This window comes from Arthrospiribacter ruber (genome assembly GCF_019343195.1).
Taxonomy (GTDB): Bacteria; Bacteroidota; Bacteroidia; order Cytophagales; family Cyclobacteriaceae; genus Arthrospiribacter; species Arthrospiribacter ruber.
Genome location: NZ_RPHB01000003.1, coordinates 552,712 through 568,966, shown reverse-complemented (window position 1 = coordinate 568,966; position 16,255 = coordinate 552,712). Strand labels below are relative to the sequence as shown.

Below are 16,255 nucleotides of genomic sequence, written 5' to 3'. Positions count from 1 at the left end.
GTTAAATTTTTGTACGAAGTACCAAGTACGATGTACAATGAATCTGGGTCTTAATGTAGTGAAGGTCGACTTATCGGAAACAAGAGTCAAGATGCAAGAATCAAGAAAGAAGAGCTGAAATCTTCAATCTTCAATCTAAAATCTTCAATCTAAATTTCAATAAACCCAACACTCACCGTATCATAGCTGCCTTCATCAATCAGGATAAAGCTGCCATTGGCTTTATTGACGGTATAGGCATCAAAGTGTATCGGCTTGCTCAGTCTGAAATTGACTTTTCCGATGTCATTGAGTCCCAGCTGGTCGCTTGCTTCTTCTCCTGAGAAGTCTGTATGCACTTTTGAGGAGATGCTTTCCACTTTGGCCAAGACCCTGTTTACGCCATGTTGCAGGGTGTACTTTTGCCCGACTCTTAACGGCTTATTGTTAACTTGACAGATGGTGGCAGAGATACTTTTTTCAGAATGGGGCACCTCACTTGATTTGACCAACATATCTCCTCTTGAAATATTGACTTCATCTTCCAAAGTAATGGTAATGGAAGATCCAGGAGTGGCTTCTGAATACTCCTGATCAAAAAACTGTATGGACTTGATCTTGGAGGTAGTGAAAGAAGGCAGGATAGTGACATCATCACCCACTTTAAGGTTTCCACCATAAAGCTTGCCTGCAAATCCCCTGAAATCGTGAAATGCTTCTGTCTTTGGCCTTACAACATACTGAACCGGAAAACGTGCCAGTGAACTTTGTTGCAAATCTTCAGGCTCCAACACCTCCAAATGATCCAGCAAGGTATTGCCTACATACCAAGGCATCAGATCAGATTTTTTGGCAATGTTTTCACCTTTTAGTGCTGAGATTGGAATGAACGTGATCTGTTCAGATTTGAAGTCACTTTTTTCTACCAATGCCTCGAAGTCTTCGCGGATTTTCAGGAATACATCTTCGTCATAGTCTACCAAATCCATTTTGTTGATGGCTACTACCACATGGCCCATCCTGAGTAAGTTGCTGATGAAAAAGTGCCTATTGGTCTGTTCGATCACACCCTTTCTGGCATCGATCAGGATAATGGCTACCTGTGAGGTAGAAGCTCCTGTGACCATGTTTCTGGTGTATTCGACATGACCGGGAGTATCTGCTACGATGAAGTTTGTCTTTTCGGTATTGAAATAGATATGGGCTACATCAATGGTGATCCCTTGCTCGCGTTCTGCAACAAGACCATCGGTAGCCAAGGAAAAATCCAGGTAATCAAATCCACGCTGCTTGCTGGTCTTCTCAATGGCCTCCAACTTGTCCGTGGTCAGAGATTTGGTATCATAGAGCAAACGGCCGATCAGGGTGCTTTTCCCATCATCCACCGAACCGGCTGTTGCTATTTTGATTAGTTTTCTATTTTCCATTTGTTAAGATTTTAGATGTGAGACATCAGACGTAAGACTTCGTCAATCCATCACTTTACATATATTTTTTGCCACGAAGGCTCAAAGACACTAAGGTCAGTCTGAAGACTGCGGGTATTTTGGTCCAAGACTGAAGTGTTGAACTATTTGACCTAACTTCATTATTCAATATTCAGCGTTCATCATTCGTTATTTTAAATTTTGAATTTCGAATAATGAATAATGAATCCCGAAGTTTAGTCACTCTGTCTTACATCTTAAGTCTATTGTCTTATTTAAAAATACCCTACCTTTTTCCTTTTCTCCATCGCAGCTTCAGAACGTTTGTCGTCAATTCTGGCACCTCTTTCGGAGATGGTGGAGGCCCTGATTTCATTGACTACGTCTTCCAAACTGGTGGCTTCGGAGAGGACGGCTGCTGTACAGGTCATGTCTCCCACGGTTCTGAAACGCACCATTTTTTCTTCTACTTGCTCGTGTTCTTCTCTGAAAACATGTTCGTTGGCTGTCCAGATCATGCCATCTCTGAAGAAGACTTCACGCTTGTGGGCAAAGTAGATAGAAGGAATCTGGATATTTTCTGTTTTGATATATTCCCAAACATCAAGTTCTGTCCAATTGGAAATAGGGAAAACACGGACATTTTGTCCCTGCTCTATTTGTCCATTGAGCATGTCAAACAGTTCAGGTCTTTGGTTTTTTTCATCCCACTGTCCGAAGTCGTCCCGCACGGAAAAAACACGCTCTTTGGCACGGGCTTTTTCTTCATCCCTTCTGGCACCACCTATACAGGCATCAAACTTGAATTCTTCAATGGCATCCAGCAATGTGGTCGTCTGAAGGGTATTTCGGCTGGCATATCTTCCTCTCTCTTCCGTCACTTTCCCCTGATCTATAGAATCTTGTACATTCCTCACGATCAGTTCAAGACCCAATTCAGCTACCAATTGATCACGAAACTCTATCGTTTCCGGGAAATTGTGCCCTGTATCAATATGCAGCAGTGGGAAAGGAATTCTAGAAGGGTAAAATGCCTTTTGAGCCAGTCTCACCAAAGTAATCGAGTCCTTTCCACCAGAAAAAAGCAGGACAGGTTTTTCAAACTGTGCTGCCACCTCCCTCAAGATATGGATGGACTCGACTTCCTTTGGATTAGGTATGAATAGGTTTGACATATTTATTTTAGATTTTAGAATTTAGATTTTTGTCGAAAATTGTGACAGCCATCATTTTCATGTTTTTATCTCATTGCCCATTTCTTTTATACTGATCAGGGCATCAGTTCAACCCCTTCAGGGTTGTTGGTACTTGTTTTAACCTTGTCCCCCGGGTTGCAACCCGGGGCTAATCAAAGTTTAACCCCTTCGGGGTTGAGACTCAGTACAGTCTGAAGACTGCTAGTTTTTGGTCCAAGACTGAAGTCTTGAACCAGGAACCGGATTTACCGACTTCATTATTCGATATTCAGCGTTCATCATTCGATATTTTAAATCTTGAATTCTGAATGATGAATAATGAACTCCGAAATTTAGGTGCACCTGTCTTTTGTCTTGTATCTTGAGTCTTTCATCTATTTAGCATGAAGCCCACACTCCTTCTTCGACTCTTCCCACCACCATCTGCCGGCTCTTGGATCCTCGCCTTCGCTGATGGCTCGGGTACATGGGGCGCAGCCTATGCTGATAAAGCCTTTGTCGTGAAGAGGGTTGTAAGGGATTCTATGTTCATTAATATAGGCGATCATCTGATCGTAAGTCCAATCGAGTAAGGGGTTGAACTTGATGATCTGATTGGCTTCGTCCCATTCGATTTTTTTCATATCGGCCCGGTTTGGGCTTTGCTCGGCACGAAGGCCTGTTACCCAGACACTGTTACCAGCCAGAGCTCTTTTCAGGGGCTCTACTTTCCGCACAAAGCAACAGGACTTTCTATTAACCACTGAATCATAGAATCCATTAATGCCGATATCGGCCACCAACTTCTCTACGGAAGTCCTTTCAGGGTAAAGCACTTCAATTCTTTTTTTGTACTTACTTTCAGTCCTAGCGATCAAGTCCAAAGTTTCCGGAAACAAGCGACCTGTATCCAAAGAAAAGATGTGGACATCAAGTAGGTTCTCCGCGATCAACTGCGTGATGACCTGATCTTCTTGTCCCAGTGAAGTAGAGAAGACTACTTTTCCAGGGAAAAGATCCGAAAGCAGTGCCAAGCCATCAGACGGACTTAGACTATCCAGCTTTTCGCCAAGACTATGCAAATTCGTTTTTAGGCTCATCTTTTTTGATTTTGGTTGCTCCTTCCCAAGCACGCTCGTGCAGGTAATACAAGGCGATTTTGGTGACTACCTCTATTGACCCAATGGAAAGGGCCATGACCAATTGGCCAGTGACGAAAAAGGAAATCACCATGGTATCGAGTGTACCGACTATTCTCCAAGATATGGATTTGAGAAAGCTCTTGATGTTAGAGTCTTGGCCTTTGCTGTTTACAAACCACTTTTTGATAGGTTGGTCTAGGATCATATACTTTTCCAGTTTCAGAATAACAAAAGTATATAAAACCTATAAAAAAGATAGGGTAATTAGGGAAAAAATTTTATTCTTTATCTAAAATATCTGCTAAAGTCTTATTTTCCAATACTTTAAGCATTTCGTCCCGTACTTGGATCATGACCTTATTTAGGCCACACGCTGCTTCGGACTTGCACTCTACGCAGGGTTCGTAGTAGTTGAGGCTCACGCAGGGAAGTAGTGCTATGGGACCGTCCAGCAGCCTGATGACTTTGGAAAGGGCTACATCTTTGGGGGCTTTGATCAGGTAATAGCCGCCTCCTTTTCCCTTTTTACTCCCCAGGATCCCGGCTTTTTTCAACTCCAAAAGTATGTTTTCCAAAAACTTATGGGAAATCCCATATTCCTCAGAAATGTCCTGAATCAAAACCGTCTTCTGATCACGGTGCTTGCCCAAATAAGTAAGGGCATGAAAAGCATACTTGGTTTTTTTGGATAGCATGGTTACAAAAATAGGGGAAAAACTGGGAAAGCAAAGAATAGGAATTTGCAGAATAAAAAGTAAGAGAATTTAGAATAAAAGTGAGATGAATCCATCATCTCGTTTTTATCAAAGACTCGAATTTCCTAACTATTTAATACCAGAAATATTATAATAAGGCAAGGTTTGAACGTCTTAAAATTTCAATAAAATTAGTGTTCATTCGTGTATTCGTGGCATCTTTATCTTTGCCACGGATGCACGAATTTCCACAAATGAAAGGGGGCTTAATTTCTTATGTTTTGTGAAATAGCTGCTTTTTAGATGAAATCAAACAGCTAATAAATATTGGAATCAAAAACCCTCGAGATCTTGAAGACCTTTGGGGTTTACCTTGAATCGAACCTACAACCAATGCAAAATCTTACTCCATCTGACATAGATGCCTTTTGGACAGCGGCAATCGGCAAGAAGGTATTTACTTCCTCTTCGCGTCCCTGTTTTCATAGAACCCCAAACTGTTCCTGAATCGAAGTAAAAAGCTGAACCTTCTTGAGTGTCCTTTCCATATTCGATAGTCTGGGTAATCAAGTCCAAAGTGAATACTACCCTACCTGTTTCAGTGCTTATAAGTTTCATTTCAATGGTTGAATTGGATGTACCAGGGACTCTTGGCGTGGGATATAGTGCTTGATTTTCATCTGGAGTAAACCAATCAAAACCTTCTGAATTTTTATAGCCTTTTAATCCAACCTGCAGTATATAGTCTATACCCAGAATCTCCTTTAATTTAGCTGTTTCTCCAGGATTTATTTGATTGGCGATGATTTCATAGTCCCAATCTTCCAAAAGCCCGAATTTGATATCCTTTCTTTTGGAAAATTGCTTTTCAATAATTTGATATAACCTTTGTTCTTCTCTGAAGGTCAATCCCGGAATCTGAAAGTCCATGAGAACCAGATCAGCATTTTGAAGACAAACACTACAATACTGCCTGGGAAAAAACTTGGTGTTTTTGCAGGAAAACAATAGGGGGATAAGAGCTAGCAAAAGGAACTTTTTCATAGTAAAAAGGTGGAGCTGAAAAAGAATCGCCCCATTATTAGTTTAAATTGAAACCTAGGTTTATTTCTAAATTCAATGGAAAGAAATTACCGTTACCCACAGTATCAAAATAGTATATAGGTCCAATACTAAACAGTAAATTGATGCGTTCTCCATAGGTTCGTTGCAAACCCCAGGTGGGGCCTACTGCAAACGAGTTATTATCAAACCGGTCAAACGATGATATTTGCGAAACACCTGGACCAGTATAGAGCATTCTAGCAGCTATAAAATTTCCATTGTTATGGTCAGTTCGTTTTCCTTTACCTTCTCGCCTGTCAAAATTGTAATAATATCTGCCTTGAATATCAGCAAACATGGCGAAAGTATATTGTACGCCGCCTATTGAACCTGAAGCCAAATCTGGATAGGAGTAATTATACCCAAATCCCAAACTTGCGTCAAGTGTCGTATTTTTCCCTGTAGCCAATTCATAAGAAATAGCAGGATTAAGAAAGTTTACCCGAAGTACGTCTTCGGTTTGGGCATTTCCAAGATGAATACTACAGAATACTACTACAATAATTAATGTTAATCTTCCTAATTTCATGTAATTTAAATTCCGTTGATCATCCTCTGCTTTACTTAGCATCCTTTTAATTTTTATCAGAAAATATCTTTTTGTAAGGTCAAATCTTATCATTTTTAATTTCTCAAAATGCTGTAGCTAAAGAACCAAAAAAAATAACTTAGATGTGATGGTTTAAGCAATCTTTTTCACATCCCTTTTTAACCTCCTGATCTTCAATTATAAAAATATTAGTCATAAGAATTTAAAGACATAAAAAAACCTTCGAGATCATAAAGATCTCAAAGGTTCAAGAGGTAAAACCATCGGGGTCTGAAAAAGACCCCAATGGTTAATGGTATTTTAAATCAACTCCACACTTCTCTTGACAAACTCCGTCAGGTCTTTACCTTTAAGCAATCCCTGAGAAAGCAATGCCAAATCAAAAGCCTGTTTTGCTAACCTGGTCTGATCTTCTTCTGATTCTGCTTTAAGGACTTTGTCGATCACTGGGTGATTGCCGTTGATGGCTACCTTGTAGTTGTCAGGCATGGCACCATAAAAACTCATGCCTCCACCCATCTGGGCCATATCCTTCATCCTGCGCATAAATTCATCCATGGTCACAGTCACAGGAAGCTCTTCCGGGCTAAGCCCTTCTACTGCCACCGAATAAGTCTGGCTGTTGATGGCCTTTTCGAAGATCTCTTTCACCTTATTGGATTGTTCTTCAGTAAGCAGATTTTCGTAGTTGTCCTCTTTTTGGATCAGTTTGTCTACCACATCGGCATCTACCCTTTTCAGTTGGGTTTTCTCTTCCTTGGTCTCCAGGTGTTGGATAAAGTGGCTATCGATTGGCGAATCCATCAACAACACATCATAATCTTTTTTGCCAGCTGACTGTATGAAGGCATCCTGCTTATCAGCATCTGTGGCATAGAGATAAATGGTGTTGCCCTCTTTGTCAGTCTGAATGGCGGAAACTTTCTCCTTGTATTCAGGTAAAGTGAAAAGTTCTCCTTTGGTATTTTTCAACAATGTAAAGTCCTTTCCTTTCTCAGCAAACTTATCTTCACTGATCATGCCGTATTTCACAAAGAGTCCGATATCATTCCACTTTTCTTCATAGACTTTTCTATCCTTTTTGAAGAGTTCACCCAGTTTATCTGCTACCTTTTTGGTAATGTAATTGTTGATTTTCTTGACATTACCATCCGCCTGCAAGAAACTTCTGGATACATTGAGCGGAATATCAGGAGAGTCGATTACCCCATGCAACAGCATCAGGAATTCAGGCACAATGTCTTTTACCTCATCGGTAATAAATACCTGACGGCTGAAAAGCTTGATTTTATTTTTCTGAAATTCGAAGTCATTTTTCACCTTCGGGAAATAAAGTACTCCTGTCAGGTTGAAAGGATAATCCACATTGAGGTGAATCCAGAAAAGCGGATCTTCGCTCATCGGATAAAGTTCTTTGTAAAAAGCAAGGTAATCTTCATCCTTCAGGTCGCTTGGAGATTTGGTCCAGATAGGCGAAGTGGTGTTGATGATGTTGTCCACCTCCACAGATTTCCATTTTTTTTCTCCTTTGTCGTCCACACCATCTTCTACACTTTCCGTTTTTGTCCCAAATTTGATGGGAACAGGAAGGAATTTGGCGTATTTGTCCAAGATGCCCTGCAATTTCCACTTGTCCAAGAACTCCTCAGAGTCTTCATTGATGTGAAGGGTGATTTCAGTGCCTCTCTCTTTTCTGTCTCCTTCACTGATTTCAAATTCAGTGCTTCCATCGCAAGTCCATCTGGCAGGCTGCGCTCCTTCCTGATAAGAAAGGGTGTTGATCTCCACTGTTTTGGCGACCATAAAGGCTGAATAAAACCCAAGTCCAAACTTACCGATGATTTCATTGGCATCTTTGGCATCCTTGAATTTCTCCACAAACTCTGTAGCTCCTGAGAAAGCGATCTGGTTGATGTATTTTTTGATTTCTTCGGCGGTCATCCCAAGACCCTTGTCGGTAATGGTGATGGTCTTTTTGTCTTTGTCGAAAGCTACCTCAATAGTGGTATCGCCAAGTTCGCCGCTGTACTGTCCCAACTGTGCCAGTCTTTTTATTTTTTGCGTGGCATCTACTGCATTGGAGACCAGTTCTCGGAGAAAAATCTCATGGTCTGAATACAAAAACTTCTTGATGATCGGGAAAATATTCTCGGTATGTATCGAGATGGTACCTTTTTCCTGCATAGCTATATTGAATTTTAATTATGGATAAACATTTTGACAATGCAGCATTATCAATGCCCGTTCCAAAGGGTAAAAAATGTCAATTTGGCAGATTAAAAAGATATTGGTGGATATTAGCCTTTGGCGATATTGATGGAGATTACTTTCGTGATATTTATAAATGTGCAGAAAAAATACAGTGGAAATATAATTCGTGAAATATGCCTTCGGCGAAATATGGTAGAAACTGAAGCTTTATCGGAAGTCCCGAGAGCGGACCATTTCGGGACATACTTCGTGAAATATGTTAGAAATCGGAGCAATGTGGAGATTCTTAGATTTTTAGTGATTCGAGATATGCCCCCACGGAAAATAGTGAAAATATGCCCCGCAAATCAGGGTTGAAATATGTCCTGATTACTGTATAATTTTTTTCGAAATATGCCTATGATGAAAAATTTAGAAAAAGAAATTATAAAACTCCTTTGGTCTTTAATAAACCTATGATAACTCCTACTACAAACAAGGAGATAATTATGAAAGTCATACAGCCTCCTTTTTCTGATTCTATAATGGGTTTGTCATTTTTGTATAAATCATAAACTACGCCATTAATTCCTAAGGAAATTTGGATTTGATAATGATTCAAGGCTTCGTTTTCTTTTAAAGAAAAAATGTGATTTGCTCCAAAAATAGAATATTTGGAGGAGACAACTTGGTCATTTACTTTAATTGTCTCTTTCCCCAATAGGGAATTGTAAATTTCTATTTTGTTGTTTTCATGGTAAATGGTAGTGTACTTCATGACATTAAATGAGTCTTTTTTTGATCTTTAATTTAAGTCGCTTTTTTAATTTCATAGTAAGTATACGGATTATCTTAATGATAGTCCTCAATTCAACATCGACTACTTTCCACCATTTTCATAAATATCCGTAGAGTCAATTTTCCCATGTAAGGTGACAGGTTGTATTTCAATTGTATTTCCATCGTATTTCCACCATATTTCAAAATTATCCCGAATTCCTTCTCTCCTAAGACTTTCGAAAAAATCGCAGTAATCAATATCCAAATATCAATAACCTCTAATCCACCACGTAGAGAACTGTACTTTTATTTCAATCTTATTTCTATTTATTTCGCCATATCTCCATGTATATCAGGGTCTTGAAAAATATCCCAATATCCACCAATATCAATTAAATATCACCTCAATATCTTCGCCATCTTCTTCCCTTTCGCCAATTCATCGACAAGCTTGTCCAGGTAACGGACTTGCTTGGTAAGAGGGTTGTCGATTTCCTGGATTTTGTAGCCACAGATGGTTCCGGTGATCATTTCCGCATTTGGGTGGAGCTTTGCTTTGGCAAAAAACTCTTCAAATGTTACCTTCTTATCAATCAGGTCCTGAATCTGTACATCATCAAAACCTGTCAGCCAAGTGATCACTTCATGAAGTTCTTCTTTGGTTCTGCCTTTGCGCTCTACCTTGGTGACGTAGTGGGGGTAGACTGAAGCAAAGGTCATTTTTGCCATTCTTTCATTGTGTTCTGGAGTAGGAATCATCGATTTATCTTTTTTGGTTTGCAAAACTAAAATAACTCTTTAATAATATCCCCAATTACCCGACCTTAAAAATTTCTGCTAAATCCCAGTAATCAATATCCAAGAATATCCATCAGTATCCACAAATATCATTAACCCCTAATCCACCACAAAGAGAACTGGACTTTTATTTCCAATGTATTTCTACCGTATTTCCATCATATTTCAATAATATCATTACCAAAGGAATTTCTGCTAAATCCCAGTAATCAATATCCAAGAATATCCATCAGTATCCACAAATATCATTAACCCCTAATCCACCACAAAGAGAACTGGACTTTTATTTCCAATGTATTTCTACCGTATTTCCATCATATTTCAATAATATCATTATCAAAGGAATTTCTGCTAAATCCCAGTAATCAATATCCAAGAATATCCATCAGTATCCACAAATATCATTAACCCCTAATCCACCACAAAGAGAACTGGACTTTTATTTCCATTATATTTCTACTGTATTTCCACCTTATTTCTACTCATTTCCATTTTCCAAACCTTAACTTTGTCCCTCAAGTAGATATATGTTCAAACAAGTCCATACCCTAATTCTGAAAGAACTCACTCTGGAGTGGAGACAAAAATATGCGCTCAATGGAATCTTATTGTATGTCGTTTCTGCTGTTTTTATAACCTATCTCAGTGTAGGGGCCAAACAAGGTAATATTGCTGTTACTACCTGGAATGCTTTGTATTGGATCATTATTCTCTTTTCGGCAGTCAATGCAGTAGCAAAAAGCTTCGTTCAGGAACATCAGGGAAGACAGCTTTACTATTATATGATTGCTTCACCTGAAGCAATCATTGTTTCCAAAATCATTTATAATTCATTTTTGACATTGGTGTTGGCGCTGTTGGGGTACTTGGTTTTCAGTATAATTTTAGGAAACCCCGTACAAGATCAAGGATTGTTTGTTTTGAATTTGCTGCTGGGGGCCTTAGGATTTTCTGCCTGTCTGACCATGGTCAGCGGCATTGCCTCCAAAGCGAGTAATAATGCCACGCTGATGGCAATCTTGAGCTTTCCTGTCATCATCCCCATACTGCTTATGGCCATCCGCGTTTCCAAAAACGCACTTGATGGACTGGACTTTTCTGTCAGCCTAGACAAAATACTCACTTTACTTGCCATCAATGTGATCGTAGCTGTAACTGCTTATATTTTATTCCCCTACTTGTGGAGAAGTTGATTTCATAAAATCAATTTAGGTCAATTGAATACCATCATTAGTCAAAACCCTCTTCTCATGTATTCAGGTTTGTGTTTAATTTCGACACAAAAAACGAGCAATAGCCAAATTCACTTATATTTCATGAATTATTGAAAGAAAAACAAGAACATCGCTGTACTTGCTTTGCACATAATTCCTGGTACTTTGTACATTCACCAACATGAAACCAACCATCATCATTGGAGGCGGAATCATAGGCCTTTTCACAGCCTATTACCTCACCGAACAAGGAGTAGAAGTCTGTATCATAGATAAAGGAAACCTGGAAGTATCCACTTCAACAGGCAATGCAGGTATGATTGTGCCCAGCCATATCATCCCCCTAGCTGCACCAGGAATGATAGCAAAAGGCATTTCCTGGATGTTTTCTTCTAAAAGTCCATTTTATATTCACCCAAGACTGGACCGTAAACTGATGGAATGGTCCTGGCTATTTTACAAATCGGCCAATGTTGGTCATGTGGAAAGGTCTATTCCTTACTTGAAAAACATTTCCTTACTCAGCAAGGGGCTTTACCAGGAATTTAAAAATACGCACCAAGGAGAGGTGGATCTGGAATTGGCCGAGAAAGGCCTGATGATGATTTATCAAACTCCCCAAGTCGAAAAGGAAGAAATAGAATTTGCCCATCTAGCTAGAAAACATGGGCTGGAAGCTGATATTCTGAGCCCTCAGGACATATCCAAAATAGAACCCAACTTGGAGGTCAAGGCTTTGGGTGCTGTTCTTTTTCCCGGTGATGCCCACTTATCTCCTTCAAGTCTATTCAATTTCCTGAAAAGCAACCTGAGAAAAAAAGGTGTGGAGTTTTTGACCCAGCAGGAAGTTTTAGGGTTCGAAAAATCTAAAGGAAAGGTTACTTCGGTCATCACCGCCGAGGGCAGCAAAGCCGCTGGAAATGTCATACTTTGTGGTGGCGCTTGGTCTGCTTCACTTGCCAAACTTTTGGGTTTCAACCTCCCCATGATGGGCGGAAAAGGCTACAGTTTCATTCAGGACAACAATCCTGAAATCAAACAAGCGAGTATTCTCACCGAAATGAAAGTGGCGGTAAGTCCTTATGGCCAAAAAATCCGCTTCGGAGGCACCATGGAAATAGCAGGAACGGATGAGCGGATCAATGTGAACCGGGTTAGGGGAATTTTTGAATCCATAAACAGGTACTACCCGGATTTTCAGTCCGTTTTTCCGGCCGAAGAAAACATCTGGAAAGGCCTTCGCCCCTGTTCACCTGACGGCATTCCTTACATCGGTCCGGCACCGGGATATGAAAACGTTTGGGTCGGGACAGGTCATGGGATGATGGGTGTAAGTATGGCAACGGGTACTGGAAAAATATTGGCAGACCTGCATCAAGGCCATGCGGGCCAAATGGATATCAAGGCATTTGCCGTGGGGAGGTATTGATTTCTCAAGGATGACGAATTTACAATGCGGTTTTTTATTGTAAAATATATTACAGTAATTTATATTACAGTAATATTCAATGCAAAAACAATAAAATGAAATTCTACGATAGATCAGAGGAGCTGAAATTTCTTCAAAAAAACTACGAGAAGTCCCAAAATCAAGCTCAAATGACCATTATGGTCGGTAGAAGGCGGATTGGTAAAACTTCACTGCTTAAGAAGAGTATTGAGGGTAAGCATGCTTTATATTTTTTTGTTGCCAAAAAATCTGAAAGTCTTTTGGTTAGTGAATTTTCCGAACTGATAAAAACTACCCTGAAGATATCGTGGTATGGAGACTTAAAATCATTTAAAGACATTTTTGCAGTCTTGATGGATTACAGCAAACAGGAACCATTTACTTTGGTCATTGACGAGTTCCAGGAATTCCTAAATATAAATCCAGCTATTTTCAGTGATATGCAGAATATCTGGGATAGTAAAAAAGACGATTCAAAAATTAATCTCATCCTTTGCGGATCTATCTATTCCATGATGAAGCGGATTTTTGAAGATTCCAAAGAACCACTTTTTGCAAGAGCTACAGGAAAGATTCATCTCCAACCCTTCGGAACGGAAACTATTAAGGAGATTTTGGCAGATTTCAGTCCTGACTATAGTACATCAGATTTATTGGCCATGTACACCCTAACAGGTGGCGTTGCTAAATATCTGGAAAACATGGTAAACTCAGCCTCTTTCAATTTTAATGATATGTTGGATGAAATTTTCAAATCAAATTCATTGATGATTGATGAAGGCAAGCATGTTCTTATAGAGGAGTTTGGAAGGGACTATACTACTTATTTCTCAATCTTGAGTTTAATTGCATCTTCAAAGACATCAAGACCAGAAATTGAGTCCATCATGGAAATGAGCGTAGGAGGTTTTTTAGATAGACTTGAAAATGAGTTCGGAATCATCAAAAAAATAAAACCCGTTTTAGCTAAACCAAAAGGCAGACAAATAAAGTACAAAATTGAGGACAACTTTCTAAACTTCTGGTTTAGATTTATTTACAAATACAGGAGCACAGTAGAAATCGAAAATTTTGATTTGCTTAAACAGATAGTGAAAAGAGATTTTGCCACTTTCTCGGGTTTTGCACTTGAAAAATACTTCCTTCAAAAACTCAAAAATTCCAAGGCATATACGGCTATTGGAACCTACTGGGAAAAAGGCAATCAAAATGAAATTGACATTGTGGCGGTAAATGAACTTGAAAAGAAATTGTTGATTGCAGAAGTGAAGTTGAATAAAAACAAATTCAACCAGTTCAAACTGATCGAAAAATCAAAAAATATCCTAAATGCATATGATGGATACCAAGTGAATTATCAATGTTTCTCATTAGATGATATGTAAAAAAACGAAAACCGATACACCATTGAAAATATCAGAATTAACCTCTCCTTTTCAGAGCTTCAACTCTAAACCTTATCAGAATATCATATAGGACAAGCCTACAACATGAGCCTCTCTTAATTCACCTGAAAAAGGCTTAAAAAAAAGAGAGTGGGTGATTTTTAGTCTGGGAATTATTTCAAAATCAACCTTAAACATGACCGGAAGCTCGTCCAGAACTCCATTTTGCCCAAAAGTCCTAAAGCCCAAGGTAGCACTCAATTCATTTCCCAATTGGTCTGTTTCATAGCCTATGCCTAAAAAATAATCTTGCGCCAATTCAAATGAAATTTCTCTCTGTGGCAGGTGGGATAAAAAGCCGCTAAAAGCAAAGAACAAAGTATTATTACGGGTATTGGTTTTTTTTGTCCATAGTTTAATATTATACCGTGGTTGAAAGAACATACTGAATCCATTCCCAAAAAGATAACCCGCACCGAGGTCTAGGTTTGTCTTGGGGTAGTAAGGATTTTCCTTAGAATAATAAGTATCTAGGCTAACATTTCCTTCTTCATCTATAAAAAGAACCTTGTTCAAGTTCCTTTTCTTATACTGATCGTACCAGTTATTCTCCAAAGCCGCTGACTTTACCATATCATTGATACCTGCATTTTTCAACACCTCCAGTTCATCGATTTCACCCAAAAAAAAGTCAACTTCCATTAAGTAAGAATAGTAAGTCATGGTAATTTGGTGCCTTAAAGTCGGTAAAAAATCATCTCCAATTTTGGCAAACATCCCGACTGGATTCATTAAAACCTTCAATTCATCAGATTCTGGACTGAATATGATATGGTAATTCTGCCTGTCGAAATCCAACCCCATAGCCGCTAACTTCTCTAAGAGAATCTGAATATCTTTATCAAACCCAAACCATCCATTAAAATCCCTTTGCCGATTGACATCGTGCCATCTGTAGGAAACTTTTTTATGGCCTAAGACGAAAATATCCAAAGTATCATGTGCAGTATTAAGCTTCAGCTCAGGCTGATCATAGAAGTACTCCAAGGGTTTTTGAGGTCGATCCCAACTTTTTGGATGAATTTGTAACAGGTCAAATAATCCAAATACCTGTCCATTAACTGTGTTAATCAATGGAAAAAGCACAAAAAACATCAATACTGTCTTCCTAAATTTAGTCATTTTGCTTTTTGTTTTTTGTTGAACTTCCTTTCTCTTGCATAAATTGCCTTCTCGCCTGAATCATCTGTTCAAAGGTCAATTTTTCCACGATCATCCTTTCCTCGACCTTTTTTTCGATTTTAGTTTTTTCTAAGGCTTGCTGAAAAGCTTGAGCAGAGGGACTTAATTTCTTTTCTTCAGGCGCAGCAAAGGTGTCTTCCAAAACAATAGTTTGTCTTAGGATTTTCGATTGCTCATTTTTATGCAATGTTTCTGTACTATCAGGAGTAATAGGTTTCAAAACTTCTTTTTCATAAACCCCCTCCTCTTGATGAGTTGCTGTGTTTATCCTCTCTTCCGGCTTTTGTTCCCAATCCGATGTAGGGATTTCTTCTACCATATTTGATTGATCTGAAGAAATAGCAGTAAGTAAATACCGAGGTTCAGCATCAGTCGAAGCCTTAAAAAACCAAATTGAGAATGCGATAAATGGAATTAAAGCAGCTGCTGCCCAATACCGGTATCTTATTCTATTTTTTCGGGATGCTTTTACCACCTTGCCCCAGACCTCTTCCTTTCGGAATTCCACACCAGCTGGGATCTTGGCTCTTTGGTCTATATTTTCAAATGATTTTCGAAGCATGATTCCAGCCGTTTGCTATTATTAATTTCTTTAGGTAATTTCTAGCCTTGCTCAGTTGAGACTTGGATGTCCCTAGGCTAATTCCAAGATTTTTTGAAATCTCAGCATGTGTGAATCCCTCTATTTCATATAGGTTGAATACGGTTCTATACCCTTCTGGCAGTTGAAGAATCATTTCGAATAGCTCATCAGCTGATAATTTATCCAAGATCTCTTCTTCAACAATTGATATGTTTTCATCAGGCTCTACCATCATAGGACTTCTTTTTTGTTTGCGAAGACACATCAGGCATTCGTTGACAGTGATTTTCCGACTCCATGCTTCCAATGAACCATCACCTTCGTATTCAAACTTATGTAGTGAACCAAACACCTTAATCAAGGAACTTGCAAGAACATCCTCCGCATCTTCTTGGTTTTTGAGATACCGAAGGCACAACATAAACAGGGGTTTACAAAGAGTATCATAGAGTAACTTTTCAGCTTTCCTATTGCCATTGACTGCTTTCTCTATGGTTCGTTTTTCTACCAAATCAAGTCATTCGTTTATTTTAAAAATGCA

At 39.1% G+C, this 16,255-nt stretch carries 17 protein-coding genes; 4 read left to right on the top strand and 13 right to left on the bottom strand.

The features are described 5' to 3' along the window. Window positions 1-149: 149 nt before the first annotated feature. From EGN73_RS08335 to htpG, 8 genes are all read right to left on the bottom strand, one after another. Window positions 150-1,406 carry a sulfate adenylyltransferase subunit 1 gene (locus EGN73_RS08335; RefSeq protein ID WP_219288240.1) on the bottom strand — a complete coding sequence of 419 codons (1,257 nt, stop codon included), beginning with the start codon at window positions 1,404-1,406 and terminating at the stop codon, window positions 150-152. Between the two features lie 275 nt (window positions 1,407-1,681). Further along, entirely contained in the window at window positions 1,682-2,581 is a 900-nt protein-coding gene (gene cysD / locus EGN73_RS08330) for a sulfate adenylyltransferase subunit CysD (protein ID WP_219288238.1), read from the bottom strand. A 395-nt stretch (window positions 2,582-2,976) separates the two neighbouring features. After that, window positions 2,977-3,681 carry a phosphoadenylyl-sulfate reductase gene (locus EGN73_RS08325; protein WP_219288236.1) on the bottom strand — a complete coding sequence of 235 codons (705 nt, stop codon included), beginning with the start codon at window positions 3,679-3,681 and terminating at the stop codon, window positions 2,977-2,979. Continuing rightward, on the bottom strand, window positions 3,656-3,928 hold the full coding sequence (locus tag EGN73_RS08320) for a DUF2061 domain-containing protein (RefSeq protein ID WP_009035139.1): 273 nt from the start codon (window positions 3,926-3,928) through the stop codon (window positions 3,656-3,658). The genes EGN73_RS08325 and EGN73_RS08320 overlap by 26 nt, the downstream gene beginning before the upstream one ends. 73 nt (window positions 3,929-4,001) lie before the next feature. After that, the gene (locus EGN73_RS08315; protein ID WP_219288234.1) at window positions 4,002-4,418 is read right to left on the bottom strand and encodes an RrF2 family transcriptional regulator; all 417 of its coding nucleotides are present in this window, start codon (window positions 4,416-4,418) and stop codon (window positions 4,002-4,004) included. Between the two features lie 384 nt (window positions 4,419-4,802). Then, window positions 4,803-5,462 (bottom strand): hypothetical protein, encoded by a 660-nt coding sequence (locus EGN73_RS08310; RefSeq protein WP_219288232.1) that lies wholly within the window; start codon window positions 5,460-5,462, stop codon window positions 4,803-4,805. Between the two features lie 37 nt (window positions 5,463-5,499). Next, entirely contained in the window at window positions 5,500-6,093 is a 594-nt protein-coding gene (locus tag EGN73_RS08305; protein ID WP_219288230.1) for a hypothetical protein, read from the bottom strand. 279 nt (window positions 6,094-6,372) lie between these two features. After that, on the bottom strand, window positions 6,373-8,256 hold the full coding sequence (gene htpG / locus EGN73_RS08300) for a molecular chaperone HtpG (RefSeq protein WP_219288228.1): 1,884 nt from the start codon (window positions 8,254-8,256) through the stop codon (window positions 6,373-6,375). Window positions 8,257-8,276: 20 nt separating this feature from the next. Between htpG and EGN73_RS08295 the strand changes: the two genes are divergently transcribed. Then, window positions 8,277-8,453: a hypothetical protein gene (locus tag EGN73_RS08295; protein ID WP_219288226.1), complete on the top strand. Its 177-nt coding sequence runs from the start codon at window positions 8,277-8,279 to the stop codon at window positions 8,451-8,453. 254 nt (window positions 8,454-8,707) lie between these two features. Here EGN73_RS08295 and EGN73_RS08290 read toward each other — a convergent pair whose 3' ends face one another. After that, complete coding sequence (locus EGN73_RS08290) at window positions 8,708-9,040, bottom strand: hypothetical protein (protein WP_219288224.1); 333 nt, start codon at window positions 9,038-9,040, stop codon at window positions 8,708-8,710. A 401-nt stretch (window positions 9,041-9,441) separates the two neighbouring features. Continuing rightward, window positions 9,442-9,801: a DUF2200 domain-containing protein gene (locus EGN73_RS08285; RefSeq protein ID WP_219288222.1), complete on the bottom strand. Its 360-nt coding sequence runs from the start codon at window positions 9,799-9,801 to the stop codon at window positions 9,442-9,444. Window positions 9,802-10,367: 566 nt separating this feature from the next. Here EGN73_RS08285 and EGN73_RS08280 point away from each other — a divergent pair. The 3 genes from EGN73_RS08280 to EGN73_RS08270 all read left to right on the top strand — a co-directional run bounded on the left by EGN73_RS08280 (window position 10,368) and on the right by EGN73_RS08270 (window position 13,889). After that, window positions 10,368-11,033 (top strand): heme exporter protein CcmB, encoded by a 666-nt coding sequence (locus EGN73_RS08280; protein ID WP_219288220.1) that lies wholly within the window; start codon window positions 10,368-10,370, stop codon window positions 11,031-11,033. A gap of 202 nt (window positions 11,034-11,235) precedes the next feature. After that, window positions 11,236-12,483, top strand: coding sequence for an NAD(P)/FAD-dependent oxidoreductase (locus EGN73_RS08275; RefSeq protein WP_219288218.1), 1,248 nt, complete (start codon window positions 11,236-11,238; stop codon window positions 12,481-12,483). A gap of 95 nt (window positions 12,484-12,578) precedes the next feature. Then, window positions 12,579-13,889 (top strand): ATP-binding protein, encoded by a 1,311-nt coding sequence (locus EGN73_RS08270; protein ID WP_219288216.1) that lies wholly within the window; start codon window positions 12,579-12,581, stop codon window positions 13,887-13,889. Window positions 13,890-13,964: 75 nt separating this feature from the next. On the opposite strand, the gene EGN73_RS08265 is transcribed toward EGN73_RS08270, so the two are convergent. The 3 genes from EGN73_RS08265 to EGN73_RS08255 all read right to left on the bottom strand — a co-directional run bounded on the left by EGN73_RS08265 (window position 13,965) and on the right by EGN73_RS08255 (window position 16,225). Next, window positions 13,965-15,071 carry a hypothetical protein gene (locus tag EGN73_RS08265; RefSeq protein ID WP_219288214.1) on the bottom strand — a complete coding sequence of 369 codons (1,107 nt, stop codon included), beginning with the start codon at window positions 15,069-15,071 and terminating at the stop codon, window positions 13,965-13,967. Then, the gene (locus EGN73_RS08260) at window positions 15,064-15,606 is read right to left on the bottom strand and encodes a hypothetical protein (RefSeq protein ID WP_219288212.1); all 543 of its coding nucleotides are present in this window, start codon (window positions 15,604-15,606) and stop codon (window positions 15,064-15,066) included. Before EGN73_RS08260 ends, EGN73_RS08265 begins: the two co-directional genes overlap by 8 nt. Window positions 15,607-15,673: 67 nt before the next feature. Continuing rightward, entirely contained in the window at window positions 15,674-16,225 is a 552-nt protein-coding gene (locus tag EGN73_RS08255) for an RNA polymerase sigma factor (RefSeq protein ID WP_219288210.1), read from the bottom strand. Between the last annotated feature and the right edge of the window lie 30 nt (window positions 16,226-16,255).